Origin of the sequence: Nocardia salmonicida (assembly GCF_036142455.1) — a bacterium.
Lineage (GTDB): Bacteria > Actinomycetota > Actinomycetes > Mycobacteriales > Mycobacteriaceae > Nocardia > Nocardia salmonicida.
In genome coordinates this window covers 6608766-6634596 of record NZ_CP108014.1, presented here as the reverse complement: position 1 = coordinate 6634596, position 25831 = coordinate 6608766, and the positions used below count along the sequence as shown (strand labels likewise).

The 25831-nt window shown below is 66.7% G+C and carries 29 protein-coding genes; 13 read left to right on the top strand and 16 right to left on the bottom strand.

What is annotated here, in order from left to right; all coding sequences use genetic code 11:
• Positions 1 to 5 precede the first annotated feature (5 nt).
• The 4 genes from OHS03_RS31125 to OHS03_RS31110 all read right to left on the bottom strand — a co-directional run bounded on the left by OHS03_RS31125 (position 6) and on the right by OHS03_RS31110 (position 3420).
• Positions 6 to 443: a hypothetical protein gene (locus tag OHS03_RS31125; protein ID WP_062982682.1), complete on the bottom strand. Its 438-nt coding sequence runs from the start codon at positions 441 to 443 to the stop codon at positions 6 to 8.
• Positions 440 to 1864: a glutamate/gamma-aminobutyrate antiporter GadC gene (gene gadC / locus OHS03_RS31120; RefSeq protein WP_063004827.1), complete on the bottom strand. Its 1425-nt coding sequence runs from the start codon at positions 1862 to 1864 to the stop codon at positions 440 to 442. The genes OHS03_RS31125 and gadC overlap by 4 nt, the downstream gene beginning before the upstream one ends.
• A 132-nt stretch (positions 1865 to 1996) precedes the next feature.
• On the bottom strand, positions 1997 to 2698 hold the full coding sequence (locus tag OHS03_RS31115) for a DUF2334 domain-containing protein (RefSeq protein WP_328658958.1): 702 nt from the start codon (positions 2696 to 2698) through the stop codon (positions 1997 to 1999).
• A gap of 74 nt (positions 2699 to 2772) precedes the next feature.
• Positions 2773 to 3420, bottom strand: a complete 648-nt coding sequence (locus tag OHS03_RS31110; protein WP_328658956.1) for a nitroreductase family protein — start codon at positions 3418 to 3420, stop codon at positions 2773 to 2775.
• 141 nt (positions 3421 to 3561) lie between these two features.
• Here OHS03_RS31110 and OHS03_RS31105 point away from each other — a divergent pair, with 141 nt between their 5' ends.
• The gene (locus OHS03_RS31105; protein WP_328658953.1) at positions 3562 to 4014 is read left to right on the top strand and encodes a MarR family winged helix-turn-helix transcriptional regulator; all 453 of its coding nucleotides are present in this window, start codon (positions 3562 to 3564) and stop codon (positions 4012 to 4014) included.
• Between the two features lie 40 nt (positions 4015 to 4054).
• On the opposite strand, the gene OHS03_RS31100 is transcribed toward OHS03_RS31105, so the two are convergent.
• The gene (locus tag OHS03_RS31100) at positions 4055 to 6202 is read right to left on the bottom strand and encodes a S9 family peptidase (RefSeq protein WP_056818786.1); all 2148 of its coding nucleotides are present in this window, start codon (positions 6200 to 6202) and stop codon (positions 4055 to 4057) included.
• Positions 6203 to 6336: 134 nt separating this feature from the next.
• Here OHS03_RS31100 and OHS03_RS31095 point away from each other — a divergent pair, with 134 nt between their 5' ends.
• A complete protein-coding gene (locus OHS03_RS31095) occupies positions 6337 to 7374 on the top strand; it encodes a DUF2330 domain-containing protein (RefSeq protein WP_328658952.1) in 1038 nt (345 codons plus the stop codon).
• A gap of 2 nt (positions 7375 to 7376) precedes the next feature.
• Here OHS03_RS31095 and OHS03_RS31090 read toward each other — a convergent pair whose 3' ends face one another.
• The 5 genes from OHS03_RS31090 to OHS03_RS31070 all read right to left on the bottom strand — a co-directional run bounded on the left by OHS03_RS31090 (position 7377) and on the right by OHS03_RS31070 (position 12380).
• The gene (locus OHS03_RS31090; protein ID WP_328658950.1) at positions 7377 to 8309 is read right to left on the bottom strand and encodes an alpha/beta hydrolase; all 933 of its coding nucleotides are present in this window, start codon (positions 8307 to 8309) and stop codon (positions 7377 to 7379) included.
• Positions 8310 to 8472: 163 nt separating this feature from the next.
• On the bottom strand, positions 8473 to 8895 hold the full coding sequence (locus OHS03_RS31085) for an HIT family protein (protein ID WP_056818792.1): 423 nt from the start codon (positions 8893 to 8895) through the stop codon (positions 8473 to 8475).
• Between the two features lie 82 nt (positions 8896 to 8977).
• Entirely contained in the window at positions 8978 to 10399 is a 1422-nt protein-coding gene (gene purB / locus OHS03_RS31080) for an adenylosuccinate lyase (protein ID WP_328658948.1), read from the bottom strand.
• 6 nt (positions 10400 to 10405) lie between these two features.
• Positions 10406 to 11059, bottom strand: a complete 654-nt coding sequence (locus OHS03_RS31075; RefSeq protein WP_056818795.1) for a TetR/AcrR family transcriptional regulator — start codon at positions 11057 to 11059, stop codon at positions 10406 to 10408.
• A 157-nt stretch (positions 11060 to 11216) separates the two neighbouring features.
• Positions 11217 to 12380 (bottom strand): pyridoxal phosphate-dependent aminotransferase, encoded by a 1164-nt coding sequence (locus OHS03_RS31070; protein ID WP_328658946.1) that lies wholly within the window; start codon positions 12378 to 12380, stop codon positions 11217 to 11219.
• Positions 12381 to 12534: 154 nt separating this feature from the next.
• On the opposite strand from OHS03_RS31070, the gene OHS03_RS31065 reads away from it, so the two are divergent.
• Both OHS03_RS31065 and OHS03_RS31060 read left to right on the top strand, forming a co-directional pair.
• Entirely contained in the window at positions 12535 to 13647 is a 1113-nt protein-coding gene (locus OHS03_RS31065; RefSeq protein WP_328658944.1) for a M23 family metallopeptidase, read from the top strand.
• Positions 13648 to 13723: 76 nt separating this feature from the next.
• The gene (locus tag OHS03_RS31060; RefSeq protein WP_407942529.1) at positions 13724 to 13855 is read left to right on the top strand and encodes a YegP family protein; all 132 of its coding nucleotides are present in this window, start codon (positions 13724 to 13726) and stop codon (positions 13853 to 13855) included.
• 57 nt (positions 13856 to 13912) lie between these two features.
• Here the strand turns inward: OHS03_RS31060 and purD are convergent, their stop codons facing one another.
• Entirely contained in the window at positions 13913 to 15196 is a 1284-nt protein-coding gene (gene purD / locus OHS03_RS31055) for a phosphoribosylamine--glycine ligase (protein WP_328658942.1), read from the bottom strand.
• 168 nt (positions 15197 to 15364) lie between these two features.
• Between purD and OHS03_RS31050 the strand changes: the two genes are divergently transcribed.
• The 6 genes from OHS03_RS31050 to OHS03_RS31025 all read left to right on the top strand — a co-directional run bounded on the left by OHS03_RS31050 (position 15365) and on the right by OHS03_RS31025 (position 19363).
• Positions 15365 to 15742, top strand: a complete 378-nt coding sequence (locus tag OHS03_RS31050; protein WP_056818801.1) for a PH domain-containing protein — start codon at positions 15365 to 15367, stop codon at positions 15740 to 15742.
• A 14-nt stretch (positions 15743 to 15756) separates the two neighbouring features.
• On the top strand, positions 15757 to 16182 hold the full coding sequence (locus OHS03_RS31045; protein ID WP_328658941.1) for an HIT family protein: 426 nt from the start codon (positions 15757 to 15759) through the stop codon (positions 16180 to 16182).
• Positions 16183 to 16263: 81 nt separating this feature from the next.
• Positions 16264 to 16785, top strand: coding sequence for a DUF3558 domain-containing protein (locus OHS03_RS31040; protein WP_328658939.1), 522 nt, complete (start codon positions 16264 to 16266; stop codon positions 16783 to 16785).
• A 28-nt stretch (positions 16786 to 16813) separates the two neighbouring features.
• On the top strand, positions 16814 to 17206 hold the full coding sequence (locus OHS03_RS31035) for a hypothetical protein (RefSeq protein WP_156677512.1): 393 nt from the start codon (positions 16814 to 16816) through the stop codon (positions 17204 to 17206).
• A gap of 34 nt (positions 17207 to 17240) precedes the next feature.
• Positions 17241 to 18611 (top strand): hypothetical protein, encoded by a 1371-nt coding sequence (locus OHS03_RS31030; RefSeq protein WP_328658937.1) that lies wholly within the window; start codon positions 17241 to 17243, stop codon positions 18609 to 18611.
• Positions 18608 to 19363, top strand: a complete 756-nt coding sequence (locus OHS03_RS31025; RefSeq protein WP_328658935.1) for an ESX secretion-associated protein EspG — start codon at positions 18608 to 18610, stop codon at positions 19361 to 19363. Before OHS03_RS31030 ends, OHS03_RS31025 begins: the two co-directional genes overlap by 4 nt.
• Before the next feature lie 98 nt (positions 19364 to 19461).
• On the opposite strand, the gene OHS03_RS31020 is transcribed toward OHS03_RS31025, so the two are convergent.
• The gene (locus tag OHS03_RS31020) at positions 19462 to 19887 is read right to left on the bottom strand and encodes a DUF6069 family protein (protein WP_328658933.1); all 426 of its coding nucleotides are present in this window, start codon (positions 19885 to 19887) and stop codon (positions 19462 to 19464) included.
• A gap of 284 nt (positions 19888 to 20171) precedes the next feature.
• On the opposite strand from OHS03_RS31020, the gene OHS03_RS31015 reads away from it, so the two are divergent.
• Positions 20172 to 21173 carry a 1-aminocyclopropane-1-carboxylate deaminase/D-cysteine desulfhydrase gene (locus tag OHS03_RS31015; RefSeq protein WP_328658931.1) on the top strand — a complete coding sequence of 334 codons (1002 nt, stop codon included), beginning with the start codon at positions 20172 to 20174 and terminating at the stop codon, positions 21171 to 21173.
• A 15-nt stretch (positions 21174 to 21188) separates the two neighbouring features.
• Here the strand turns inward: OHS03_RS31015 and OHS03_RS31010 are convergent, their stop codons facing one another.
• From OHS03_RS31010 to OHS03_RS31000, 3 genes are all read right to left on the bottom strand, one after another.
• The gene (locus OHS03_RS31010; RefSeq protein ID WP_328658929.1) at positions 21189 to 22412 is read right to left on the bottom strand and encodes an RNA polymerase sigma factor; all 1224 of its coding nucleotides are present in this window, start codon (positions 22410 to 22412) and stop codon (positions 21189 to 21191) included.
• Positions 22409 to 22756, bottom strand: coding sequence for a YciI family protein (locus OHS03_RS31005; RefSeq protein WP_056818818.1), 348 nt, complete (start codon positions 22754 to 22756; stop codon positions 22409 to 22411). The genes OHS03_RS31010 and OHS03_RS31005 overlap by 4 nt, the downstream gene beginning before the upstream one ends.
• Positions 22757 to 23080: 324 nt before the next feature.
• Positions 23081 to 24307: a helix-turn-helix domain-containing protein gene (locus OHS03_RS31000; protein WP_328658927.1), complete on the bottom strand. Its 1227-nt coding sequence runs from the start codon at positions 24305 to 24307 to the stop codon at positions 23081 to 23083.
• A 278-nt stretch (positions 24308 to 24585) separates the two neighbouring features.
• On the opposite strand from OHS03_RS31000, the gene OHS03_RS30995 reads away from it, so the two are divergent.
• Both OHS03_RS30995 and OHS03_RS30990 read left to right on the top strand, forming a co-directional pair.
• Positions 24586 to 24816: a hypothetical protein gene (locus OHS03_RS30995; protein WP_328658925.1), complete on the top strand. Its 231-nt coding sequence runs from the start codon at positions 24586 to 24588 to the stop codon at positions 24814 to 24816.
• Positions 24816 to 24986 carry a hypothetical protein gene (locus OHS03_RS30990; protein ID WP_328658923.1) on the top strand — a complete coding sequence of 57 codons (171 nt, stop codon included), beginning with the start codon at positions 24816 to 24818 and terminating at the stop codon, positions 24984 to 24986. The genes OHS03_RS30995 and OHS03_RS30990 overlap by 1 nt, the downstream gene beginning before the upstream one ends.
• 137 nt (positions 24987 to 25123) lie before the next feature.
• Here OHS03_RS30990 and OHS03_RS30985 read toward each other — a convergent pair whose 3' ends face one another.
• Positions 25124 to 25828, bottom strand: coding sequence for an RNA polymerase sigma factor sigma-70 region 4 domain-containing protein (locus OHS03_RS30985; RefSeq protein ID WP_328658921.1), 705 nt, complete (start codon positions 25826 to 25828; stop codon positions 25124 to 25126).
• Positions 25829 to 25831 lie beyond the last annotated feature (3 nt).

The window sequence follows — 25831 nt, the reverse complement described above, 5'->3', positions numbered from 1 at the left end:
CGGCCTCACTTCGTGGTGTCGTCCAGCTTCAGGGTTTCGAGATGAGAAAGATAGTCCTGCAGACGATCCGGGCAATAGGTGGCGATCGTGAGCGCCACCGCCTCGGCGGTATCGCGCGGGCCGATCACCGGACGCTGCCCCGGCCCGGCCGCGCCGTTGGTGATCGAGGCCTGATATTTCGCCTTGATCATCGGCGCAGTCGGGTCCTGGCAGACCGACCCGCCGTTCTCGCCGAGCGCGTCGGCGATCACATTCGCCTCCGGCGCGGGCAGACCCGCGGCGACCAAATTGTTGTGCAACTGCTCGGCTTTCGAGTTCGCCTGCGTACTCTCGCGGATCGCGCTGAAGGTCAAGAGCCCGATCAGGGCGAACACCACGAGCAGCACACCGGTCGTGATGTAGATCCACCGTCGCTTGCGGTACGGGGCGTCTCCGGTCGTCATGCCTGCTGCCCTTCCGGTACGGCGAACTTCCAACTTTCCCTGCGGTTTCGGTAGAACAGGTACGGAATGAGCAGCCCGACGATGCCCAGACCGCCACCGACGATGAGCAGGTACACCCAAGGACTGCCCGCGCCGAACTGCGAGGGCGGCACGAAGCCGATCGTGAACGCGGCGATCGAGGAGGCCGCGCCGAGCGCGCACAGCGCCATCAGCGCGGGCGCCCGGTAGCCGCGCGGGTGATCCGGATCGTCCCTGCGCAGCTTGGCGGCCGCGGCGAACATCAGCACGTACATGATCAGATACACCTGCGTGGTGATCACCGACAGAATCCAGTACGCGCTGGAGACATTGGGGATGAAGGCGTAGAGCAGCGCGATGAACGTGGTGAACACACCCTGGGCCACCAGCATGTTCTGCTGCACGCCGTGCTTGTTGAGCCGGGTCAGGAACGGTGGCAGGTACCCCTCACTGCGCCCGATCAGCAACAGGCCCTTCGACGGTCCGGCCAACCAGGTCAGCATGCCGCCGACCGCGGCGGCCACCAGCGCGATGCCGACGATCGGGGTGAGGAAGCCGATTCCGAAATGGCTGAAGAAGGCGTCGAAAGCCTGCATCACGCCGGCGGTGAGACTCAAGCTGGCCGCGGGGACGACCCAGCTGATTGCCAGCGCGGGCAGGATGAAGATCACCAGCACCAGGCCCATGGCGAGGAACATCGCCTTCGGGAATTCCTTGGCCGGGTTCTTCAGCGACGACACATGCACCGCGTTCATCTCCATGCCCGCGTAGGACAGGAAGTTGTTCACGATCAACACGAGACTCGCCAGACCGGCCCACGCGGGCAGCAGATGGTCCGAATTCATCGGCGCGGCAGAAGGATTGCCCTGCGCGAGGAATACAAGGCCGAGTACGACCAACAGCGTGCCGGGGATCAGTGTGCCGATCACCAGGCCCATACTCGACAATCCGGCCACCGTTTTCGTCCCCTGCGAGGACACGTACACCCCTGCCCAATACACAGTGATGATCACGATCGCCACATAGAGCCCGTTGGATGCCAGCGACGGATGAATGATGTACGCGAAAGTGCTTGCTACATAAGCGAGCAAACTCGGATAGTAGAAAATCGTCATGGCGAATTGGCACCAGACGGCAAGGAATCCGAGCGGCTTACTCAACCCCTCGCTGACCCATTGATACACCCCGCCCTGCCACCCCGACGCGAGTTCCGCGGCGACCAGCGAGGTCGGCATGAGAAACAGAATCGCGGGAATGACGTAGAGGAATACGCAGGCCAATCCGTAGACGGCCATGGTGGGCGCCGATCGAAGACTGGCCACCGAACTCGTGGTCATCAGCGCCAGGGTCACCCAGGAAAGATATTTCGTCGTAGTCGCGGCTTTCGTCGCGGTGCCCGTCATCAGCGTTGCCTCCTGCTGCGTTTACACAACTAGCGGAAACCACTCGATCAACGGATGAATGATAAATCGCGCAGGGAGGTATCAGGGCCACCGCCGCGCGCTGATCGCCGGTACGCGCGCGGCGGCGGCCGGTCAGGCAGCTCTGGCCGCCGAGTAGGGCTCCCAGCGGTATACGTCGCTGCGGGCGCCGTGATAGAGCGCGAGATCGACCGCGTCGAACATCGCCTGGCGCGGCCCCGACCGCTGCAACTGCGCCGCCGACACCGCCAGCCGCAGTACTCCGCCGCGCCGAGCGGTGCGCGCCGCACCCATCACCAGCGCCCGGCACCACCACGGCTCGGCCCGGAAACCCTCGCCGATCCCGTACACCCGAGCACGTTGGGCCACATCACGTTCCAGGTCGAGCATGCTGGTCAGCCCGAAGGCCATCCGGAACCCGACCTCGGGCAGCGCCGCCAACGCACCGGAGGAGGCGTCCCAGCGCGGCGCGGCGAACAGCCGGGTGCGCAGTTGCACCCGCTCCATCACCCGATCGGCGGCCTTGAGCCGTAACGTCGCCTCGTGCCGCGGCAGATCGGCGAACTCCGCGCGCCGAGCCTTGGTGGCGGCCTGGTCGTAGCCGTGCAGCACGATCGCGTCGCCTTCGAGCCGACGTCCGCGCAGCCACGACTGCGTCGCCGGATCGTCGACCAGTCGGTACTTGCCCTTCAGACGCGGCGCGACCAGCAACGACAGCCGCACCCCGCGCGCGTCCATCTCCCCGGCGAATTCGATCGCGGCATCGCGAGTCGTATCCCGGATCCCCGACACCGAAACGATCAACTCAGCGTTCATGCACCAACGGTGACAGCCCGAGGTGACGCAGGCGTGCTGCCCCGATGACGCCCCGACGAATTTCGGCGCACCACTCACCACCCCTGCCAGTGCAATACCTCCTCGCGCGGCACCCGCACGGCAGGTTTGAAATCGGTCCCGATCGTGAACGCGAGCGGCAGGAACGCCGCCAGCATGACTTTGTCGTACGGAACGCCGAGTACCGCGGCGAGTTCCCGTTCCAGGGGCCCCTGCGCGGTGGTCCACACGGTGCCCAATCCGCGAGCCCGCGCGGCCAGCATGAAACTCCACACCGACGGCAGGATCGAGCCCCACGTGCCCGCCTGGACTTCCACCGAGGCGCGGTCGGTACGACCCTCGACGGCCGGGATGACGAACGCGGGCACCCGGTGGATATTGGTGCTCAGGTAGCGCAGGCCGTCGAAGACCCGCTCGGTGGAGCGTGGGGACACGTTCATCCGCTCCGTGTCACGCGCGGTGAGCGGTGTCCCCTGACTGAGGGGCAGCGCGCGCCGGAAGATGTCGGCCAGCTCGCCACGTCGCGCCTTGTCGGTGACCACCAGGTAGTGCCAGCGCTGACGGTTGCGACCGGTCGGCGCCTGCGTGGCCAGGTCGACGCACTCTTCGATGAGCGAGCGGGGCACCGGCCGATCGAAGTCGAGCCGTTTGCGCACCGCGCGGGTGGTCGACAGCAGCTGGTCCGGGGTCAGATCGAGAGTCATGGGCGCTCCTCGTGCCACGCAGGAATCGTCTGGCAGCGGACAATCTGTGCTCAGACGATTATGACGGTAGAGCGCCAACCGTCTGTCGTCAAACAATCTGCGCACAGATGATTTAATGGAGTCACGGACCCGAGGAGTCGCATGCCACCCAAGCCCACCTATTTCCCCCAGCTCGCCGCCGAACGGCCCGACATCGCCCTGTGCCGGGCATCCACGGCGGTCGCGCGCGCGGCGGAAGCGTACGCGGGCGCGCAGGGCATCGGCGTCGGCCAGCACCTCGTGCTGAAGATGCTCGCCGAGGTCGGCGCCTGCTCCCAGCAGGCCCTCGCCGAGGAATTGCGCATCGACCGCAGCGTGATGGTGACGGTCTGCGACGATCTCGAATCCTCGGGATACGTGCGGCGCGAACGTAATCCGCTCGACCGCCGCTCCTACGCCGTCACCCTCACCCCCGCGGGAAGCGACCGCCTACACCACGCCGAGGCCGCCACCCCGGCCTTCCTCGACGACACCTTCGCCGCCCTGACCAGCGCCGAACGCACCCAGCTCACGACCCTGCTCGGCAAACTCCTCGCCCCGAAACCCCTGCCCTGACAAAAGAAAAGGGCCCCGGCCGACGCCGGGGCCCCTCGGATCACGCGTCCGCGAGACCCACTCGGTCGAGCACCCACGCGTACTCGAAGCCGACTTCCTTCCACTTCTCGTAGCGCCCGCTCACACCACCGTGGCCCGCGGTCATCTCCGTTTTCAGCAGCACCTCGTTGTCGCCGGTCTTGGTGGCGCGCAGCTTGGCGACCCACTTGGCCGGTTCCACGTAGAGCACGCGGGTGTCGTTGAGGCTGGTGATGGCCAGGATGGCCGGGTAGTTCTTGGCCTCGACGTTCTCGTACGGCGAGTACGACTTCATGTACTCGTAGACGTCCTTGTCGGCCAGCGGGTTTCCCCACTCGTCCCACTCGATCACCGTCAGCGGCAGCGACGGGTCGAGGATGGAGGTGAGGGGGTCGACGAAGGGGACGTTGGCGAGGATGCCGTTGAACAGCTCGGGGGCCAGGTTGGCCACCGCGCCCATCAGCAGTCCGCCCGCGCTGCCGCCGTCGGCGATCAGCCGATCGGGCGCGGTGGCGCCGGTGTCGATGAGATGGCTTGCGCAGGAGACGAAGTCGGTGAAGGTGTTCTTCTTCAGCAGCGTCTTGCCGTGCTCGTACCAGAGCCTGCCCATCTCGCCGCCGCCGCGCACATGCGCCACCGCGAACACCATGCCGCGATCGAGCAGCGACAGGCGCGAGACCGAGAACGACGGGTCGATGCTGGCCTCGTAGGAGCCGTAGCCGTAGAGCAGGGTGGGTTTCGGCCCGTCGGGCAGCCCACTGCGCCTGATGATCGAGATCGGGATCCGGGTGCCGTCGGCGGCGACGGCCCAATCACGATGCTGCTCGTAGTCATCGGCGTCGTAACCGCCGAGCACCGGCTGTTCCTTGCGCAGCAGCAGCTCACCGGTGGCGGGCACGTAATCGAACACCTGCATCGGCGTGATGAACGAGGTGACTCCCACGCGCAGCGTCGGCTGCTCCCACTCCGGGCTCGAACCCGCACCGGCGGAGAACAATTCGAGGCCGAAGTCGAGCTCGGTCAGCTCACCGAAGCCTTCCGGGGTGAGCGGCCACACCGAAAGGCGCGGCAGCGCGTCGCGCCGGTAGCCGAGCACCAGGTGGTTGGCGAAGGCGTCGATGTCCTCGAGCCGCACGTCCTCACGATGCCCGATCAGGGTCGTCATGTCCGACGGGTCGGTGGCGGGCGCGACGGCGAGCACGAAGTTCTCCGCCTTCACCCCGTCGACCACATCGTTGTGCAGGATCAGGAACTTGTCCTCGCCCGCGATCACCGCGTGCTCGGCCGAGTACTCCACGCCTTCCCGACGCGGCAACAGCACCCGGAACTCGCCCTCGGGGTTATCCGATTCCAGGACCCACCCCTCGGTGGTGATCTTGGAACCGAGCCAGACCATCAGGTACTTCTCGGAGCGGGTGGCACCGACACTGACCCAGTAGCGCTCGTCGGGCTCGTGGAACACCGTCACATCGGCGTCGGAGCCGGTGCCGACGCGGTGGCGCCACACGGTGTCGGGGCGCCAGGACTCGTCGACGGTCTGATAGAAGATGTGCGTGCCGTCCAGCGACCAGGTCGCGCCCGGCGCCGCGCCCGCCACCTCGTCGGGCAGCATCTCGCCGGTGCGCAGGTCCTTGATCCGCAGCGTGTAGCGCTCGTCGCCGGAGCTGTCGACGGAGTAGGCAAGCAGGTTGCCGTCGTGGCTCAGCGAGAACGCGCCGAGGGCGAAGAAGTCCAGACCCTCGGCGAGAATATTGCTGTCGAGCAGTACCTGCTCGCCCTCGATCGCCGAGCCCGCTTCCAGCTGCGGCGGCGTCCACGCGTCGATACCCTCGGCCTTCGCGTCGACCGGACAGCGGCAATGCACGCCGTACTGTTTGCCCTCGAAACTGCGCGAGTAATACCAGTAATCGCCCAGGCGGGTCGGCACCGAGAGATCGGTTTCCTGCGTCCTGGCCTTGATCTCGTCGAAGATCTTGTCCCGAAGGGGCTGCAGCTGGTCGGTCTGCGCCGCAGTGAAGGCGTTCTCCGCCTCCAGATACGCGATGACCTCGGGGTCTTCCTTGTCCCGTAGCCACTCGTAGTCGTCGACGAACGTGTCACCGTGGTGGACCCGCTCGAAGGGCGCCCTCTTCGCGATCGGCGCCGACACAGTCTCATTCTCGCCAGCCATTGGTCCACCGTAGCCGCCCCACTCCAACCGGGCCCGCCAACTCGGCCGCGGGCGCTCGACAGCACTGTGCTCGCACCGGATGACTGAGTATTTCTGCGCATCTGCGCTGGGCCCGCTCTGCGTAATCTGACCGCATGGGGATGCGGTACGCAGTTCGATCGTTGGTCCTTGCTGCTGGGGTGGCGCTGGCCGCGGGATCGGGGGCGGTGATGTCGGCCAACGCGTGTGCGTGCGGCGGCGTCGTCAGCGGGGACAGTTCGGCGCGAGTGAACAGCGAAACGGCGGTCCTCGGCTGGGACGGGCGGCGCGAGACCGTGCTGATGCGGTTGGGGATGCGGTTCGCCGGCGCCGACGCGGCGCTGATCGTGCCGACGCCGACGCCCGCGACTGTCTCAGCCGGGAATTCGGACTCGTTCGCGGAGCTCTCGCGCATGACCGCGCCGGAGCGGGTCACCGAGTACGACTGGTTCGGCAGCGGTTCGCTGGGTGGCGACGCATCCGGCGCCGCTCCGGGTTCGGGCCCCGATGTGCTCGGCCGGGTGCAGCTGGGCCCGTTGGAGGCAACCACCTTGCGCGGCGGAGATCTCACCGGAATCCGAGAGTGGCTCGACGCCAACGGCTATCGACTCCGTCCCGAGGTGAGCGCCACCCTCGACCCCTACCTCCGCGAGGGCTGGTCTTTCGTCGCCATGCGCCTCACCAGCGCCGAACCCCTCTCCGGCGCCCTCGACCCGGTCCGTCTCACCTTCGATTCCGACCGCCTCGTTTATCCGATGCGCATGTCGGCCGCCGCGACCACACCACAATCGGTTCACCTTTACATCTTCGGTGACCACCGGGTGGCGCGCATCGATCCCGACACCGATTCCCACACCGTCATCACCGAATTCGCCTCTCCTGTGGCCGAACCCAGCGAACCGGACCTGAAAGCGCTTGCCGCAGCAGACAACTACCTCACCGAACTCTCGGTCTACATCCCCGATCCCGCCGCGATCACCAGCGATTTCCTTTTCGGCTCCGCCGCCGAGGACGTCCCCGTACGGGACCGCGTGGTGAGCAAGGAGTACGTCGAAATCCTGGGCCTGCCCGCGGGTTACGTACTGATCGTGGCCGGACTGTCGGTGATCGGCGTTATCGCGAGCGCGGTCTTGCGCCGACGGTCCGCGAAGTAGTCTCAGGCCCCGAGCGCGGGTGCGATGACAGGCCACGAGGCGTGCAGGGCGTCCTGCCAGTAGGACCAGGAGTGGGTACCCACCGGGTGGTAGTCGATCCTGGCGCCGATGCCCGCGCCACGCAGCCGCTGGTCGAAGGCCACCATGCAGGTGTTGACGCCGAGTTCGATGGGGCCGCCGAGGAAGATGTTCTCGGCCAGTGTCGGCTTGAGTTCGGCCTCGTGCGGGCCGGGGATGCCGGTGCCGGTCGACAAATACAGCGCCTTGCCGCGCAGCCCGTCGATCATCAGAGCCGGGTCGTGCGAGGCCCAGTCGGGGCTGCCGGGCGCTCCCCACATGTTGACCGGGTTGCCGCCGCGATTGACGATGGAGAACATCATCGCGCCCGCCGCCATCGCGATGTCGGGGCAGGCACTGTAACCGGCGACCGCGCGGTAGAGGCCGGGGTGGCGGGCGGCCAGGATGTAGGCCGCGTTGCCGCCCATCGACAGCCCGCCGATGCCGTTCAGGCCGTTGCCGTTGAATTGCCCGTCGATCAGCCCCGGCAGTTCCTGGGTGAGGAACGTTTCCCACTTGTACCGGCCGAAACGCGGATCGTCGACGATCCAGTCGGTGTAGTAGCTGGCCTGGCCGCCCATCGGGAGCACCACGTTGACATTCTTGTCGCGGAAGAAGGCTTCGGCGTCGGTGGCGTTGGTCCAGGTGCTCTGACCGATGCCGGGGTCGAGGCCGTCGAGCAGGTAGTACGTGCCGCGCGAGCCACCGCCGGCCGGATGCAGGACCTGCAGATCGACATTGCGGCCCATCGCAGGCGAGGTGACGGTGATGGCCGTCCGGAAGGGAGTCAGTTCGTTGACGCCGATGATCTGTGCGGCAGATGCCGTCGTGGGATGAACCACCGTCGGCCCGAGCACACCGAGAGCAATTGCCAGCACTGCCGCAGCAACTCCTGTACGACGCACGATGTACCCTCCATAACCGCATGCCAATGACAGTCCAAGGTAACCCACAGGGCAGCAAACTGGAAGCATTCAGCGTTTATGGCGTTTCTTCAGCAAACTTTCGAGTCTGCGATGACCGCTTCGTCCGAATTCCGGGTCAGCGGGTGAGCGCGCCCCGGATCGAGCCCGCCAGATAGTCGAGATCCGCCCGCGCGGGTGACGTCGGCCGCGCGCGCAAGCCGAAACCGTCACCGGGCGTCCGTGGGATCACGTGCAGGTGCACATGGAAGACCTCCTGCCCGGCCGTCACCCCGTCGGCGAGAAAGAAGTTCACCCCGTCGGCCGCTACCTCACTGCTCCGCAGCGCGGCGGCGATCTGCTGCCCGACCTGAAAGAGCTTGCCGCCCAACGCGGGATCGAGATCGGCCAGACTCGGCGCGGGCACCTTGGGCACCACCAGGACATGGCCCGGTGTCACAGGACGAATGTCCATGAAGGCGAGGACCTCGTCGTCCTCGTAAACCTTCGAGGACGGGGCGGCCCCGGCGATGATGTCGGCGAAGATCGTGTACGGATTCACCCGCGTACGGTATCGACCTTTGCGCACGAAAGCCCGCCACCTGCGCCGAAAAAGCGGCAGTGGCGGGCTGATTCGCACGGCTCTACAGAATCGGCGACGGCGAGTAGCGCGCGGCTTCCGGATTGGCTTCGACCAGCTTCTGCACCTGCGCGACCACCTCGGACACCTGGTCCGAGGCCGCGCCGATGAACGCGGCCTTGTCGGCCAGCGCCGCGTCGAGTCCCGCCCGGTCGAGGGGCATCCGCTCGTCGGCGGCCAGACGATCCAGCAGATCGGGTTCACGCCCCTGCTCGCGCATCGCCAGCGCCACCGCCACCGCGTGCTCCTTGATGACCTCGTGCGCGGTCTCGCGGCCGACGCCCGCGCGCACCGCGGCCATCAGGATGCGGGTGGTCGCCAGGAACGGCAGGTACCGATCGAGCTCTCGCGAGACCACCGCCGGGTAGGCGCCGAACTCGGCGAGCACGGTCAGGAAGGTCTCCATCTGCCCGTCGATGGCGAAGAACGCGTCCGGCAGCGCGACCCGGCGCACCACCGAGCAGAACACATCGCCCTCGTTCCACTGCGCGCCCGCCAGCTCGGCCGCCATCGAGCCGTAGCCGCGCAGGATCACCTGCAGGCCGTTCACCCGCTCGCACGACCGCGTGTTCATCTTGTGCGGCATCGCCGACGACCCGACCTGCCCCGGCTGGAAACCCTCGGTGACCAGCTCATGACCGGCCATCAGCCGAATCGTGTGCGCGAACGACGACGGCCCGGCTCCCAGCTGCACCAGCGCGGACAGCACGTCGTGATCCAGCGAACGCGGGTACACCTGACCCACGCTGGTGAACACGTTCGCGAAGCCGAGGTGGGTCGCCACCTGCTGCTCGAGTGCGGCGAGCTTGTTCGCGTCACCGTCGAGCAGGTCGAGCATGTCCTGGGCGGTGCCCATCGGGCCCTTGATCCCGCGCAGCGGGTAGCGCTCGATCAGCTCACGCACGCGCGCGAGGCCGACCAGCATCTCGTCGGCGGCCGAGGCGAAGCGCTTGCCCAGCGTGGTGGCCTGCGCGGCGACATTGTGCGAGCGCCCGGCCATCACCAGGGTCTGGTACTCGGCGGCCCGCTCGGCCAGCCGCGCCACGATGGCGATGCCGTGGTCGTAGACGTGCTGGAGGGAGAGCCTGATCTGCAGCTGCTCGACGTTCTCGGTGAGGTCGCGGCTGGTCATGCCCTTGTGCACGTGTTCGTGCCCGGCGAGAGCGTTGAATTCCTCGATGCGCGCCTTCACGTCGTGGCGGGTGACCCGCTCACGCTCGGCGATCGAGGCCAGGTCCACCTGGTCGACGACGCGTTCATAATCCTCGACAACCCCTGCGGGGACATCGATTCCGAGTTCGGCCTGCGCACGCAGCACCTCCAGCCACAGCCGGCGCTCGAGCACGATCTTGTTCTCGGGCGACCAGAGCGCGACGAGCTCCGGGCTGGCGTATCGGGTGGCGAGGACATTCGGGACGAGGCTCACGAGCACTCAGTCTAATTGCCGCACCCGTTCGGGCTGGGAGGGCATCATGTTCGGGACCACGGGCGGGGCGACGATGTCGATCATTTCCAGCAGACCGGCCCGTGCCGGTCGGCGTGGTTCGGGGTGGCCCTCGATCAGCGCGGCGACCACCGCACCGTCGACTACGGCCACCATCCTGCGTAACTGCTCGGGGCGCACCACCCGGTCGGAGCGGCGCAGCACGTCGGCGAGCAGGTCCTCCAGCTGGGTGCGTAGTCGGAGCTGGACCTCGCGTAACTCGGGGTGACGGGCCGAGGCCACCGAACGCTCGTAGCGGGCGATGAGCTGGCCGCGGGCGTCGAGGTCGCCGTCGTCGGGGCCGACGAGCACGTCGAGCACGAGCTCGACCGTCGCCTCGGTGCCGCGCCTGCGATGACTGACCTCGCCGACCCGGCGGCGCATCGCGTCGAGTTCGATCGCGCCGCTGAACTCGACGGCGCGGGCGATCAGATCCTCCAATGATTCGAAGTAGTAGGTGGTCGAAGCGAGTGGAAGATCGGCTCGCGAGGCCACCGAACGATGCCGCACGGCGTCGAAGCCGCCTTCGAGCAACAGCTCAGCCGCCGCCGCCACCAGAGCCTGCCGACGTCGTTCGCCTTTCGGGGTCGTTGCGGTGGTCACCGTGCAGGAGTGCCAGTCATCATCAGTTCAACCGTGCGCAATCGTCATCGGGGAAACACTGGGAATTCGGGATAACTGAGTTTTACCGTATCCCGGCACAGATGTGTTCGTACTACGCAAAGTTGTTGTCGCACATCACTGTTGACAAGCGGTCGAATCAGCCCTTCAGGAACCGTCCCAGACGCTCCAGCGCTGCGGCGATGTCGTCGGTGGCGCCCGCGAAGGAAAAACGGACCGTGTGGTTTCCATTTACAGTGTCGAAATCTAGTCCGGGCGCCAGTGCCACACCGGTTTCGGTGAGTACCTCGGCACACCAGGCGCGCGAATTGTCGGTCAAATGTCCAATATCGGCATAGGCGTAGAAGGCGCCGTCGGCGGGTGCGAGATCGGTGATTCCGATCGCGGGTAGGCCCTCCAGAAGCAGCGACCGGTTGCGCGAGTACCGGCGCACATGGCCGTCCAGTTCATCCTTGGCTTCCGGTCCGAACGCGTGCACCGCCGCGTACTGCGAGATGGCGGGCGGGCACACCGTCATATTCGACGCCAGCCGTTGCAGTGCCGGGCGCAGGTCGGCCGGGGCCAGCATCCAGCCCAGCCGCCAACCGGTCATCGAGAAGTACTTCGACACCGAACCGATCACCACCGACTCGCGAGAGAACTCCCACGCCGAGGAGGTCGGCGTGCTCGCGCCCGCATAGGTGATGCCGTGGTAGATCTCGTCGGAGATCAGCAGCGTGCCGTGCTGCTCGCACCAGCGCGCCAGCGCGGCGAGCTCGACGGGGTCGATCATGGTGCCGGTCGGGTTGGCCGGGCTGGCCACCACCAGACCTTTGGGCGGCTCCGGCAAGGCTTCGAGCATCGCCACGGTCGGCTGGAACCTGGTCTGCGGGCCGCAGTCCAATTCGACGACCGTACAACCGAGCGCGGACAGCGTGTTGCGGTAGGCGGGATAGCCGGGGCGCGCCACCACCACGGTGTCACCCGCGTCGAAGGCGGCGAGGAAGATCAGCGTGAACGCGCCCGACGAGCCGGTCGTCACCACCACCTCGTCCGGGTGCACGTCGTAGCCGTAGGTCTCGCTGTGATGGCCCGCGATCGCTTCGCGCAGCGGCAGAATGCCGAATGTCTCGGTGTAGCCGAGCAATTCGTGATCGATAGCGGCTCTGGTCGCCCGCAGCACCGGCGCGGGCGCCTGCGTCGACGGCTGCCCCGCCGCGAGCACCAGCACATCGCCGTGCGACCTGGCGCGTTCAGCGGCCGCTTTCCACACATCCATGACGTAGAAAGGGGCAATGGCCGACCGGCGCGATTCTCTGGACACCCGAACGACGGTAGAGCACCCGATTGCGGGCGTTCACGGATATGGTCGGCACAATGGCTCCGACAGCGATTACGCAGCCACCGACGCGACCCCTGCGGTCACGTCGGGGCCGGGGCGCGGGGGCGAGATGAAGCGGACAGGGACGGCGCGGAGCGTGGGCGAAGGCACCCGCGCGGATGACGAGCGCGCGGAATCCACCTCCGCTGTCGGCACGGATATCGGGGGCGAGGCAGCGGCGGTCGACGACATCGAAACGACCGGCGACCACGAGCCGTTTCGCCGTCGACCCGTCAGCGTCAACGGCCGTATTCTGCAAGCCAATTGGCGCGAACAACTGCCGGTCAAGATTGCCGCGCGCGATCGGATGACCGAGTGGGCCGCGCGGTATCCGCTGGTCGGCGAGATCGCGGGCGAGCTTCGTAGCGGCGAGGTGCGCAAGGTCTTCTGGCAGCGGCCCAAAGCGCAGGCCGAGGGGATGTGGGCGCGTAGGCCGAGTCGCGAACGGGTGCGTCAGGTGCTGCTCGAACAACGCGTGCTCATCGCCGGGGTGCTCGCGGTCGCGGTGTTCGTGGCGGCCGACGGACAGTTCGGCGGAGCCGTCGACGAGCGGCCGCTCGCACCGGGCGAGGCGCTGCACGTGGCCATCGCCTATCCCCCGCAACTGCTGCCAAACCCGCAGTCGGTGACCCCGATGCTGGACGCCATCGCCGCAGGTGAGAAGCGCCGCGAGGCGTATGTGGTCGCCGCGGCGGCCCGCGCCACCCTCGAACGCGCCAAGGCGGAGGCGGCGGCCGCCGCGTCAGGTGAATGGCAGGACTGGATGGGCCAGCGCGCACCGGTGGTCCCCGGCGTGCTGGTGCCCGGATCGACCCCGTCCGTCGGCGGGTTCAGCCTGCCCGCGAAGGGCGCGTTCACCTCCGGCTTCGGCTCCCGCTGGGGCACCATGCACCGCGGCATCGACATCGCGGGCCCCATCGGCAGCCCCATCTACGCCGTCGCCGACGGCACCGTGGTGGAGGCGGGACCCGCGCAGGGTTTCGGCCTGTGGGTCCGGATCCGCCACGACGACGGCACCATCAGCATCTACGGCCACATGTACGACTTCTTCGTCTCCCAGGGCGAGCGTGTCCCCGCCGGAATGCAGATCGCGCGCATCGGCAATCGCGGCGATTCCACCGGGCCGCACCTGCATTTCGAGATCGTCCAGAACGGTCAACATGTGGATCCACAAGCCTGGCTCGCACTGCATGGATTGCGTCTCGATTGACATCGCGTCGAGACCACCGATATCACGGGAACGTTAATGTGAAACCTGTCGAGTGTTTCCCTAGTTCCGTTTCCACCTGAAGGCCGGTAACGGCGAAATCGTCCTCGAAAGTCAGGGCTACGAAAGCAAAGACGGCGCCAAGAAGGGCATCGCCTCTATTCAGGCGAATGCCCCCGGCGCCGACATCGTCGACCTCACCATGAGCTAGCCAACGCCTCGCTCGGTGGTGATCAGCGGTCCTACCGCTGATCACCGATCGCGCGTATTACCCGGCGACGCTGTTGCGTTCCGGTACAACAACTTCGGTCGCACCGATATCGGTCCGGAAATGGCTGCCGGTGAGCTTGATTCCGGCGAGCCGCGCATAGGCCCGCTCCCGCGCCTGCGCCAGATCGGCACCGACCCCGACCACATTCAGCACACGGCCACCCGCAGACACCAGCGTCTTGTCCTCGCGCTGATCCGTACCGGCGTGCAGCACCAGCGTTTCGCCCTCCAGCGCGCCGTCGTCGGCGCCGGTGATCACATCGCCGGTGCGCGGCCGCGCCGGGTAGTTCTCGGCGGCGAGCACGACGGTGATCGCGGAACCGTCCTTCCAGCGCGGTGCCTCGACCTCGGCCAGCCGCCCGGTCGCGGTGGCGTGCAGGAGTTCGGCGAACGGGCTGTCCAGCAGCGCCAGCACCGCCTGGGTCTCGGGATCGCCGAAGCGGCAATTGAATTCGACGACGGCGGGGCCGTTCGTGCCGATCGCCAGACCCGCGTACAGCAGGCCGGAGAACGAACTGCCACGCGCGACGAGCTCGGCGGCGACCGGCTTCACCACGTCGTCGATGATCTCGGTGAGCGTCTCGGACGGCAGCCACGGCAGCGGCGTGTAGGCGCCCATGCCGCCGGTGTTCGGGCCGGAATCGCCGTCGCCGACCCGCTTGTGGTCCTGCGCGGGCAGCAGCGGAATCACGGTTTCGCCGTCGACCAGGCAGAACAGCGACACCTCCGGCCCGTCGAGGAACGACTCCAGCAGCACCGGATGGCCCTGCTCGAGCAGTTCGGCACCGTGATCGCGGGCCGCGAACCGGTCGGCGGTCACCACCACGCCCTTGCCCGCGGCGAGCCCGTCGTCCTTGACCACCCAGGTCGGGCCGAAACGGTCGAGCGCCGCGTCCAGCTCGGCCGGGCTGTCGACGATCTCGCTGTGCGCGGTCCGCACCCCGGCCACCGCCATCACGTCCTTCGCGAAGGCCTTCGACCCTTCGATCCGGGCCGCGTCGGCCGACGGACCGAACACCGGGAACCCGGCCGCGCGCACGACATCGGCGACGCCGAGCACCAGCGGCACCTCGGGTCCGATCACCACCAGGTCAGCGGCCACCTCGGCGGCCAGCGCGGCAACGGCTTCGCCGGAGCAGGGATCGACCGGGCGTAGCTCGGCCTGCTGGCCGATACCGGGATTTCCCGGGGCGGCGATCACCGCCGTCACCGACGGATCCCGGCGCAGCGCCAGGACGAGGGCATGTTCACGGGCTCCGGAACCGATGACGAGTACGCGCACCGCCATAGATTAGTCGCGCCGTCCTGGGTCTCCGCGATAGGGCCGACCACGCTGGGCGTTCACCGATCCTCGCGCCGGCGCGGCGCAACCATCTCGCGGCCCGGCTTCACCTGCGCCACAATGGAACCAGGGGTGGCGCGGCAGCCGCCACCGAAACGGGGGAAAACCATGGGACTGCTCGACGGGATGATGGGCAATGCCGGTCGCATAGATCCGGCCGCCGCCCAGCAGGAGTACGCGAAGCTGTTCGGCCAGGGCGAACAGGTGTACGCCGCGTTCATCCTGGTCCGCGACGCGATGCTGTTCACCAACCGCCGCCTGGTCATGGTCGACAAGCAGGGCGTCACCGGCCGCAAAGTCAGCTACCACAGCATCCCCTACCGCTCGATCAGCCACTTCTCCGTCGAGACCGCGGGCACCTTCGACCTCGACGCCGAGCTCTACATCTGGATCGGCAGCGACAACGAGCCGGTCAAGCAGCGATTCAACCGCCAGGTCGACATCTACGAGGTGCAGGGCATCCTGTCGCATTTCGTCTCGGTCTAGCTACGCTCACCCGTATGGCATCCGTCTTCAGCGCGATCATCGCAGGTCAGATCCCCGGTCGTTTCGTCTGGGAGGACGACGAGTTCGTCGCTTTCCTCACCATCGCCCCCGTCACCCAGGGCCACACCCTCATCGTGCCGCGCGCGGAGATCGACCAGTGGCAAGACGTGGATCCCGCCGTGATGACCAGAATGACAACCCTCGCCCAGAAGATCGGCCAGGCCGTCCGCGCCGCCTTCGACGCCCCCCGCGCGGGCCTGCTCATCGCCGGCCTCGAGGTCCCCCACCTGCACACCCACGTCTTCCCCGCCTACAGCATGGGCGACTTCGACATCTCGGGCGCCAACACCGACCCCACCCCCGAATCCCTCGACGGGGCCCAGACCAAGATCAAGGCCGCCCTCCGCGACCTCGGCCACGGAGCCAACGTCCCCGCCTGATTTTTGCCCTGGATGGAACCGAAACGACCGGGCGTGCGTCTAACACAGCGAGTGGTTGTTGTGCGCGAAAGAGGAGAGACGATGCGACTGGTTGGCTTTGCCGCAGGAGTGTGCGCTGTGCTGGCGCTCGCCGGATGTTCTAAAGCGGTCGATGGGCAGCCCGAGGCCAGTGGCGCTCCGCTGACCAAGGAGCAGTTGTTCGATCCGTGCACGGTGTCGGACAGTGTGTTGCAGGCGGCGGGGGCCGATCCTGCGACGAAAGACGATAAGCCTTTCTCGGTGCCGAGGGCTGATTGGAAGGGGTGCGGTTGGCGAGCAGGCGACTTCTTTATTTCTTTCCTGTCAAGTACGTACACAATCTCCGAGTATCGCGCGAACGATTACTATCACGACTTTCAAGAAGTTACTGTCGGCGGAAGAAGTGCGCTGCAATACCAACTCGGGGAAAAGAAGCCTTCCGATGAATGCGGCGTCGTATTCGACACGAGCGAGGGCAGGATCGAGGTGCTGGCAAGCAAAGCGTCGAGCAGCAAGTCGACCACCCCACCCTGCACTCGGGTGAATGAGGTAGCACCTCATTTTGTGCAGCTCCTTCCCCAATAGTCGACGTTGATATAGAAGGAAGCCAACAATGGCAGACATTAACGAGACCGCGAAACAATTTCAAACCCTTGCAGGTGAGGCCTCTGCTGGCCGCCTCGTTATCGAAGAAGACGCAGCGAAGCGGTGCGCACAGCGGTGCGAGGACTATCGGACAGAACTCGACCAACTTTCCTTCCGCGCCCAACGAATGGTTCAGGTCGACTCGTTCGGTGATCTGGAATCGGCCATCGCCCTTGGCGGGAAGTTCGCCAAACTTGCCAACGGTGACGCCGGGAGTGGCTCCTACGCCGAGGCTATCCGCCAGCACCAGGAGGTTCTGGCCGCGATGGCTGATATGTACCGCAAAGCCGGTGAAGCATACAAGAACTGCGACGAAGCCACCCAGTTGGCAATCAAGCAACAGACCAACAAGCTCGACTGATTTCAGGGGGGGATCCATGACATTCACAGATTTCATGAGCGGACTCGGCAGTAAAGTTGCCGGCAGCGGAGGGGAGTTTCTCGGTGAGCGTTTCGGCGAACTGTTCGAGACCACGATCACCCCTGCTGAGTCCGAACTGACCGCGCAGGCTGATGGCGACAAAGAGCGCACAAAAATCTATAGCGACAATCAAGCGCTGGCCTCCGGATTTTCCGGCGAATACGCCGAACAAGTCGTGCCCCCGGTCATGGAACAATTCTTCGACATGGATCACTCCCGCATTATGAAATTCGTGGAATCGATCAAAGAAGACCAGCTGAGCACAAGCATCCAGGGTTGGACGAGTCTCGCGGACGACACCAGCGCCAAGGCAACCGCCTTCCACGACAATATCCAGAAGGAAATGGAGCGTGGTTGGTCGGGCAATGCCGCGAATCAAGCCCTTGCCAGCACCAAGGCGTACCTCACCGACGTCCACAAGGTCGATCAAGCTGCACGATTGATCGCCAACAAGATGGACGAGGCGCGTTCGGGCCTCCAGCAGGTGAAGTACTCGGTTCCCCATGAGTCCGAGAAACAAAGCACCACCAGAGCGGGAATAGTTGTTTCCGCGCTCTCCAGCGTCGCCTTGCCCGGGCTCGGCACCGCAACCAGCCTCCTCATGGACAGCACCAGCGCAGGCCGCGCCGACGCTGCCGAGGCAGCCGCCCGCGACGTGATGACGACCGTCTACAAGCCGGTCGCCAAACAGTCGGACACGCAAGTCCCGAAGGTCCCGACACCGACGAAACCCCAGTCCGACAAGCCAACCGGCGACACCTCCAAGGACAAGCCGACTGGCACCACCACCGACAAACCCACCGGTACCACCACCAAGCCGAGCACCGACGACACCACCACCTCCACCACGGAGCCGGAAACCCCCACCACCACCGACCCCGGTGACGACGACACCACCGACGACCAGACCACTGACGACACCACTGGCGACGAGACCACCGCCGCTACTACAACTCCGGAAACCCCCACCTCCACTACCCCGTCAGGCACCACCCCGGGCACGACCCCGGCTGGCACATCCCCGGGCGGACTCGGCTCCGGCGGCGGAGCAGGAGCGGGAGCAGGCGCAGGTGCGGGAGCAGGCGCGGGCACCCCCGGCGCAGCAGTCCCCGGCACCGCCGGTCAGAAGCAGGGCGCAGGCACGGGAGCGGGCGCGGGTTCCGGCGCATCCTCGGGCCGCGCAGGCACATCCGGCATGGGCGGTATGGGCGCGCCCGGCGCACGCGGCGGCGGCAAGGACGACGAGAACGAGCACCAGACCCCCGACTACCTGCGCGGCGTTCACGAGGAATTGCTCGGCCCCGAACGCCTGCACGTTCCGCCGGTGATCGGCGGCGACGCATGACCGACACCTGGGAGCTGACCCCGTTCGAATTCTGGGTCGCCTGGGAAACGCTCGGCCGCGACCGCATGCCCTGGCCCCTCACGTTCACCGCAGGCGTCGAAACCCAGGTCGAATTCGACCTGGAATGCCGTCGCGCCGCGGACGCGCTGATCGCCACAATGGGCACCGACGAATCCCTCTACCACGCCCTACATGCCCTCGCGCACCCCGAAATCCGCATCGAACTGTTCGGCCACCGGCTGGACGGCCGCACCCGCATGGTCCGCGCCTGCGCCACCACCGAGGCAGGCAACGGCGTAGTCGCCGCCCAACTCCCCGGCCCCGAATACGGCCAGGGCGGCAACATCCTGATCTCCCTGCGCCCCGCCCATGCCATCACCGCCCGCCTGCTGGCCATCCTCCCGAAAACCCCCGCGGGCACCACCGGCGGCTTCAACGTCCACCGCGACGACTTCACCACCACCCCGGACCCCTACGCCCGCCACCGCACCCCCGCCGAACAAGCCCTCAAATTCCTCAAACGCCCCTTCACCACCTACGCCGAATTCCGCGTAGCCACCGGCCCCGCACTCGACGGCTGGCAAGAAGGCGGCACCACCATCCAAATGGTCGACTACACCAACGACGGCCGCTACCTCATCCACGAAGGCGAACGAATAGAAGCCACCCCAGCCACCGCCGACAAAATCGAAGCCGACCTCCAACGCCTGGTCGACCAAGCAACCGCCACCACTCGCCAATCAGTCTGGTAGACAACACCACTCGCTGAATCGACAGGTAGATCGTGTACAGCCACGGGGCGTCTGTACACGATCACCTCCGTCACCGCATCCGGCCAGCGGCGACTCCGTCATTCAGGCGAGACCTGGTGAGCGAGCCGAGCGGCGACCACTGGGATGACGACCGCGGCGGCCACAAGGTGGGTGAGCATCAGAGTGAGCTTGGTGTCGGCGGCTGCGTTCACGATCAGGTCGGGGACAAGGGACAGCGCGGTCAGGGTGATCGTGGTGCGTACGAACACTGCGCGCGGGTGTCGGGCCCACTTGCGTAGGGCGGCGGCGAAGAGGATGCCGATCGCGGCGAAGATCAAGGTGATCTGGGTAAATCCGGCGAGTGGGATCTGTTCGCCTTCGATGGCGAGGGACACGCCGGCGGCGTGGGCGACGGCGGCTACGGCCGTTGTCGCGGCCGCGGCGACGACGGCCGCCAGTGCGGCCGGACGCCAGAAGGCGGAGCTGCTGCGGATGGTGGGCGCGGCGTATGCGGAAGTTGTCATGGCGAGCTCCTGGGTGGTGTGGGCAGCCCGTTGCCGCCTCTCCTCAGTTCCACGAACAGGACCGGTCGAATACGACAGGTCACCTCTACGTGGCGTAGTGCTGGCCAGCCGGCCGGATCATCGAGTGGCGGGCGCTTGCGGCGTTCAGTGCGGTTTCGGCAAGTTGTTCGACTTTCGCGACAAGGGTTGCGAGAGTTGGGCAGCACCGAATCCGAGGAGGGGAACGTGCCGCGCTCACGGATCGGCGACAAGTTCCACGACATCGTCCTGACGAACGGCAGCTGATGAACACTCCGCTTCTGCACCAACGCTTTCCACACCTACGCGAAACCCTGCCGCATATCGGACTGAGCTCCGGCCCGACACCGGTCCGTCGACTCGATGCGCTGCCGACCGGTGGCGCGCCGGTCTGGCTCAAGGACGACTGCGCGTTCGGTGACGGCGGGTGGGGTGGCAACAAAGTCCGCAAGCTGGAATGGATTCTCCCCGATGCGCACCGGCGCGGCTCCCGGACCATCCTGACCGTTGGCGGAGTGGGTACGAACTGGGGACTGGCCGTCGCCCTGTACGGACGCGACCACGGACTCGACACCGTTCTCGCCCTCGTCGACCAGCCGGTGGACGAGCACGTCCGTGCACAGCTGAGTCGACTCGAGAACAGCGGCGCCACGCTCTATTTCACGCGTTCGAAGACGCGGACCATTCTCACCGCGCCGATGCTGTTCGCCCGGCACACCAGCGGGCGGCATCTGCCCTACTACCTGCCTCCCGGCGGATCCTCGCCGGTCGGCGTCCTCGGATACGTCGAGGCCGCGCTCGAACTGGCCGGACAGGTACACCGCGGCGAGCTACCCGAGCCCACCCACATCGTGACCGCCGTCGGATCCGGCGGCACGATCGCGGGGCTGCAGCTCGGTTTGCGGATGGCAGGCCTGACGACCCGAGCAGTGGGTGTCGTAGTCAACGACACGCTGCGGTTGGATCCAGCGACGATCACCCGGCTCGCCCGCCGTACCGCGCAACTGCTTCGCAAGCGAGGCGCGGACCTGTCCGATCTCGAACCGCGAGTCGAGGACATCGACATCGTCACCGACTGGCTCGGCAGCGGCTACGGCCACCCCACAGCGGAAGGCGAACGCGCCCAGACCTTGTCAGCCGACCGCGAGCACCTGAACCTCGAACCCGTCTACACCGCCAAGGCCATGGCGGCACTGCTGGCGATGAACGAGCAGGGCAGATTCGGCGACGGCCCTGTCCTCTACCTCAATACGAACGGACCGCGCTGACCGAGCGAGCCCCTGCTACACGAGATGCTCGCGCCTCCTGGTCAGGTACGCGCGCTCCGCCGGGTTCTGCGTGGCGGCGATCGCGGCGTCGTAGGCGGACCTCGCCTCGGCGCCGCGCCCCAACCTGCGAAGCAGATCGGCGCGCGCGGCATGCCAAGCGTGATACCCGTCGAGCGGCAATGAATCTATTTGTGCCAGAGCTACATTCGGCCCGTCGAGTTCGGCGATGGCGACGGCTCGGTTGAGGGCGACTATCGCGGTCGGGGTTACGGCGTAGAGCTGGTCGTAGAGGGCGACGATCTGGTTCCAGTCGGTATCGCGGGAGTCGGCCGCGTCGGTGTGGACCGCGTTGATCGCCGCCATGAGCTGATAGCGGCCGGGTCGAGCCCCGCCCGCCGCGACGCGACGCAGGCATTCACGCACCAGGGCATGTCCCTCGGCGATGAGGGCGTGGTCCCAGCCGCCACGGTCCTGCTCGTCGAGCGTCACCAGTTCTCCGCCCGCGACGCGCGCCGCACTGCGCGCATCGATGAGCAACATCAGCGCGAGCAACCCGGCAACCTCGCCGTCGTCGGGCAGCAGATCTCGCATGATGCGACCGAGCCGAATGGCCTCGGCCATCAAGTCGGTCCGAATCGATTGCGCGCCGGCCAGATATCCCTCGTTGAAGACCAAATAGATGACAGCCAGCACCCCGCCGAGCCGATCGGTGACGTCATCGCGATCGGGCACTCGGAACGGGATGTGCGCGGCTTTGATCTTGGCTTTGGCGCGGGTGATACGTTGCGCCATAGTCGTTTCGGCAACAAGGAACGCACGAGCGATCTCGCCGACCGTGAGCCCGCCGAGCAGGCGTAATGTCAGCGCGACTCGCGCCTCCGGCGCCAATGCCGGATGGCAACAAGTGAATACGAGCCGGAGGCGATCGTCGTTGACCGGTCCGGTCGGTTCGTGCGGTGTGCGATCGTCGATGATCATGGCTGCCTGGTGTTTCGCGTCGCGCAGTGATTCACGGCGGATCCGGTCGATCGCGCGGTTGCCCGCGGTCTTCGTCAGCCAGCCGCCCGGGTTGGGCGGTATGCCGTCGACCGGCCACCGTTCGATGGCTGTGAGCAGGGCCTCGCCCGCGGCGTCCTCGGCGATGTCGAGATCGCCGAAACGGCGAGCGAGCGAGGCGACCACCCGGCCGTACTCCTCGCGATAGATCCGATCGATCCGCGCGCGAGTGTCGTCGCTCATGCGCCGTCGAACGTCCTGATCTCGATCTTCTGCTCGCAGACCTTCGACGCCCTTGCGGCGATCTTCAGCGCGGCATCGAGGTCGGGTACCTCCACGACCCAGAACCCGCCGAGGCATTCCTTGGTCTCGGCATACGGCCCGTCGGTGACAATCACGTCAGCTCCGGTGTTGTCCACCGTGGTCGCCTCGTCTACCCGCCCGAGCCCGCCTGCGAACACCCACACTCCTTCGGCCTGGAGCTCGTCGTTGAACCTCCCTGTGGCGTCGTACTGCGGCTGCGCCTCCTCCTGCGGAATGTCGTAGGCACTCGGGTCGACAACAACGGAAAGCAGGTACTGGGTCATGACGATCTCCCTTCGTCGGTGGCCGCCGATCGGCTGCCTCTACTCACACCACGAACGACCGAACGCGAATACGACAACTCACACCGAGATTGCTGAAACTTTCTCACCCCGGGCATGAAAAAAGGCCCCGACCTGGGTCGGAGCCTTCATCAAAAGTGAGCCCCCTGTCAGGATTGAACTCACGGGTCAGTCCAGGCAGGGGGCCTTTTCATGTCCCGACCTGCCCGAATCATATGACAGGCGATTAATCCAATGACTCGTAGTTACCACGATTGAGGCCAATGTGAGGCCAGCGGATACCGGCGCTGACCTCGGTGTCGGCGGTCAGGCCGTGACACCCAATCGACCGGCCAGCGCGCGGGATTCCCGCTCGGTGATCCGACCCCCGTGGGAGACCAGATCAGCTACCAGGGACCGTGCCAGGGGATGGCTGCGCATGGACTCCTCGGACACGGTGGTGCCGGTGCGCAGCGCGCCCAGGGTGCCCAGCCAATCGCGCTGCTGCGAGTAGGCGCGCGCCAGCTCGAGCCACAGGCGTGCACGCCGGTCCACGGATGGCACCGCGTCGGGGTCGACCAGGCTGGCCGCGTCGAGTGCACCGCCGGACTTGCGCAGCTCCACTTGCACTGACACGGCGCTGATCTCCGTGTTGGCGACGCCGAACAGCGTCCAGGGGTGAGCGCTGCCCACCGGCATCGCGCGGGCCATCCCCATCGCCTGGTCTATGCCGCGCAGTGCATCGCCTTCGCGGCCGATGCGGGCGGCGGTGATCGCTCCGTGGAGCTGGCAGGCACCCCAGAGCGCTCGCGCGTCGGCGTCATCATCGAGCTGCGGCTCCAGCAGGGCGACGGCATCGGACGCCAGCCGGTACGCATCATCTTCGCGACCGGTCGACCTCCAGACATTGCCCAGCACCCAGCTGGCCGACGCCAGGGTCACCGGGTCGTCGGCTATCTCGGCTGCGGACATGCACCGGTCTGCGGCCAGCCACAACAGCGGCGCGTCAGCCACCCACGCGAGCACCTGTTCGGACAGGGCGTACGCACCCGACAGGGCAGCCGCAGCAGCACGACGTTCCTGCCCGTCCAGGGTGCGCAGCGCCCGGCGGCCATCACGGATGAGTTCGGGGAGCATCGCACCGGCGTCGGCGCGGGGCGTATCGGAGGTGTGCCACAGCCTCCACGCGCGTTCGACCCGGGCGGCCAGCTCGCTGGTGTCGACCGGGGAAGGCGTTGGCGTCAGGTCCACGCCCTCGATGGCCTCACGGATCGCCGGAACCACGGGATGCCCTGCGCGGCGGGAGATGCCGATCAACAGCTCATGCTCGCCGGTGATCTCGGTCAGGTCCCGTACGCCCAGCGCCTGCCCGATGCGCAGCAGCATCTCCAGGCCGGGCGGGTGCTGGAGGCGGCCTTTCTCCACGTCGCGTAGCCAGTCCTCGGACCGGCCGACCAGACCGGCGACAACCGCGCGGGTCCTGCCGGTGCGCGTGCGGATTGCTTGGATGCGTTCGCCGATCGCCTTCGCGGCGAGTTCGTCAGGAGTCGGCATTGCGGCCTGCCTTCTTCGCGGGGTGGACCGCTTCGCGGATACCCCCGGTCCGTCGACCGGGGGCGAAGTCCTCCGCGAAGAGGTCACCCCAGGATAAGGCCCGGTAGGCGTGTCTCACCAGGGACTCAGGTAGGGGGAATCCCCCTACCGCGCAGGGTGGTTCGCGGCCACCGGACCCTGGTGCGCGCCGGGCGCAGGATTTTCCCCAACGCTCACGGCGGGTGAACTAAGAGTCCCCGCCGTGAGTGGAACCCAAGCAACAGCCACCAGGGGGACCCGTGAGCAAGGCGATACAGAACCGGCTGAACGGCCTGACCAAACGGGCCGCGCTGCGGTCCATGGCGATCCGTCGCGCACATGAGCCGCCCTATGGCTGGGAGCTCTACAGTCCGTTCCGGGTCGTCTGCCACGGGTCGCTGGACAACGTGGCCGACTGGCTGACCGCAGCCGAACAGCGCGATGCGCAGGGGAACACGCAGGACCGCACCGGCGTCAGGGCGGACGGGTGATGACGGCGCTCGGTTTCGCCATCGCGATCGGCCTGCCCTTGATCGTGCTGTTCGGCACGATCGTGTGGCCGGAGCCGATTCCCCAGGACCGCACGGTGCACGCGATCCGGGCACGCATCGAGTCCGAGCGCGCAGGCCGTCGCGGTCACCGCCACCCGCAGCCGTGGTGAACAGCATGATGATTGAGCCCGCGCTCGGCCGTGGTGGACAGCATGATGATCGAGTTCCTGCTCGACCGGCCGAATGCACCTTCTGACCGCCGATAACATTCACTTATCGGCGGTCAGAATCGGCCGCAATTCACCGGTCAGAGAATGCCGCGCTTGATTGCCTCCGCCCGATACTTGGCAGCCTCCTCGCGACACTGCGCAGCCGCATCGGGCTCGCCGTCGCTGTCGTACTGCGCGGCCTTCGCATCCCAGAATGAAATGCCTTCCAGAACATCATCGTCAGATTTCGAGTCGGGAGGTCCAAAGGTTGTCATCTGTCGATGGTGCGGCGTACCGACCCCGAACTGGCCGATGGGCGGTCGACTCGGTGATTCCTCGATGTTCGACCACTCGCCGCCAGTGTCGACCTCCAGCGGCGTCACCGGCGGCGAGTACCCTAGCGCGGCCAGATCGCCCATGATGTCCAGGGCCGCCTGGTCCTTGTCGACCTGTCCCACCTGCGCAATGACGTACTTCTCCGGCATCGCCAGACCGTGGAGCTTCACCCGCCGGTCGTGGATCTTGAGAACCAACTCCGCCGCCTTCTGGTCACCGCCGATCGCATCCGGCCAGTGCCTACGAAACAGAGCCTCCAAGCGCATGTCCTCCACCTTGCGCAGCTCATCCACCAGCGGGGACTCCACCCGTTTCAACATCGCCTGAACCGCCCGGACCGGCCCACTGTGATCGGCGTATCCGAGTTCCTGCGCGATATCGTCGTACGTCCAGCCCGACAGGTGGAGTTCCATGGCCTTGCGCTGGCGGTCCCGTTCCTGCGTGGTGGCCCTGTCCGGCATCGCCATGTC

Coding starts and splice junctions, on each gene's coding strand:
- OHS03_RS31040 (WP_328658939.1), top strand. CDS start 16,264: ATGCGACTGGTTGGCTTTGCCGCAGGAGTGTGCGCTGTGCTGGCGCTC.
- OHS03_RS31025 (WP_328658935.1), top strand. CDS start 18,608: ATGACCGACACCTGGGAGCTGACCCCGTTCGAATTCTGGGTCGCCTGG.
- OHS03_RS31110 (WP_328658956.1), bottom strand. CDS start 3,420: ATGACTCTCGATCTGACCCCGGACCAGCTGCTGTCGACCACCCGCGCG.
- OHS03_RS31095 (WP_328658952.1), top strand. CDS start 6,337: ATGGGGATGCGGTACGCAGTTCGATCGTTGGTCCTTGCTGCTGGGGTG.
- OHS03_RS31030 (WP_328658937.1), top strand. CDS start 17,241: ATGAGCGGACTCGGCAGTAAAGTTGCCGGCAGCGGAGGGGAGTTTCTC.
- OHS03_RS31050 (WP_056818801.1), top strand. CDS start 15,365: ATGGGACTGCTCGACGGGATGATGGGCAATGCCGGTCGCATAGATCCG.
- OHS03_RS31105 (WP_328658953.1), top strand. CDS start 3,562: ATGCCACCCAAGCCCACCTATTTCCCCCAGCTCGCCGCCGAACGGCCC.
- gadC (WP_063004827.1), bottom strand. CDS start 1,864: ATGACGGGCACCGCGACGAAAGCCGCGACTACGACGAAATATCTTTCC.
- OHS03_RS31035 (WP_156677512.1), top strand. CDS start 16,814: ATGGCAGACATTAACGAGACCGCGAAACAATTTCAAACCCTTGCAGGT.
- OHS03_RS31010 (WP_328658929.1), bottom strand. CDS start 22,412: ATGAGCGACGACACTCGCGCGCGGATCGATCGGATCTATCGCGAGGAG.
- OHS03_RS31000 (WP_328658927.1), bottom strand. CDS start 24,307: ATGCCGACTCCTGACGAACTCGCCGCGAAGGCGATCGGCGAACGCATC.
- OHS03_RS31005 (WP_056818818.1), bottom strand. CDS start 22,756: ATGACCCAGTACCTGCTTTCCGTTGTTGTCGACCCGAGTGCCTACGAC.
- OHS03_RS31100 (WP_056818786.1), bottom strand. CDS start 6,202: ATGGCTGGCGAGAATGAGACTGTGTCGGCGCCGATCGCGAAGAGGGCG.
- OHS03_RS31020 (WP_328658933.1), bottom strand. CDS start 19,887: ATGACAACTTCCGCATACGCCGCGCCCACCATCCGCAGCAGCTCCGCC.
- OHS03_RS30990 (WP_328658923.1), top strand. CDS start 24,816: ATGACGGCGCTCGGTTTCGCCATCGCGATCGGCCTGCCCTTGATCGTG.
- OHS03_RS31125 (WP_062982682.1), bottom strand. CDS start 443: ATGACGACCGGAGACGCCCCGTACCGCAAGCGACGGTGGATCTACATC.
- OHS03_RS31045 (WP_328658941.1), top strand. CDS start 15,757: ATGGCATCCGTCTTCAGCGCGATCATCGCAGGTCAGATCCCCGGTCGT.
- OHS03_RS31015 (WP_328658931.1), top strand. CDS start 20,172: ATGAACACTCCGCTTCTGCACCAACGCTTTCCACACCTACGCGAAACC.
- OHS03_RS31115 (WP_328658958.1), bottom strand. CDS start 2,698: ATGAACGCTGAGTTGATCGTTTCGGTGTCGGGGATCCGGGATACGACT.
- OHS03_RS30985 (WP_328658921.1), bottom strand. CDS start 25,828: ATGGCGATGCCGGACAGGGCCACCACGCAGGAACGGGACCGCCAGCGC.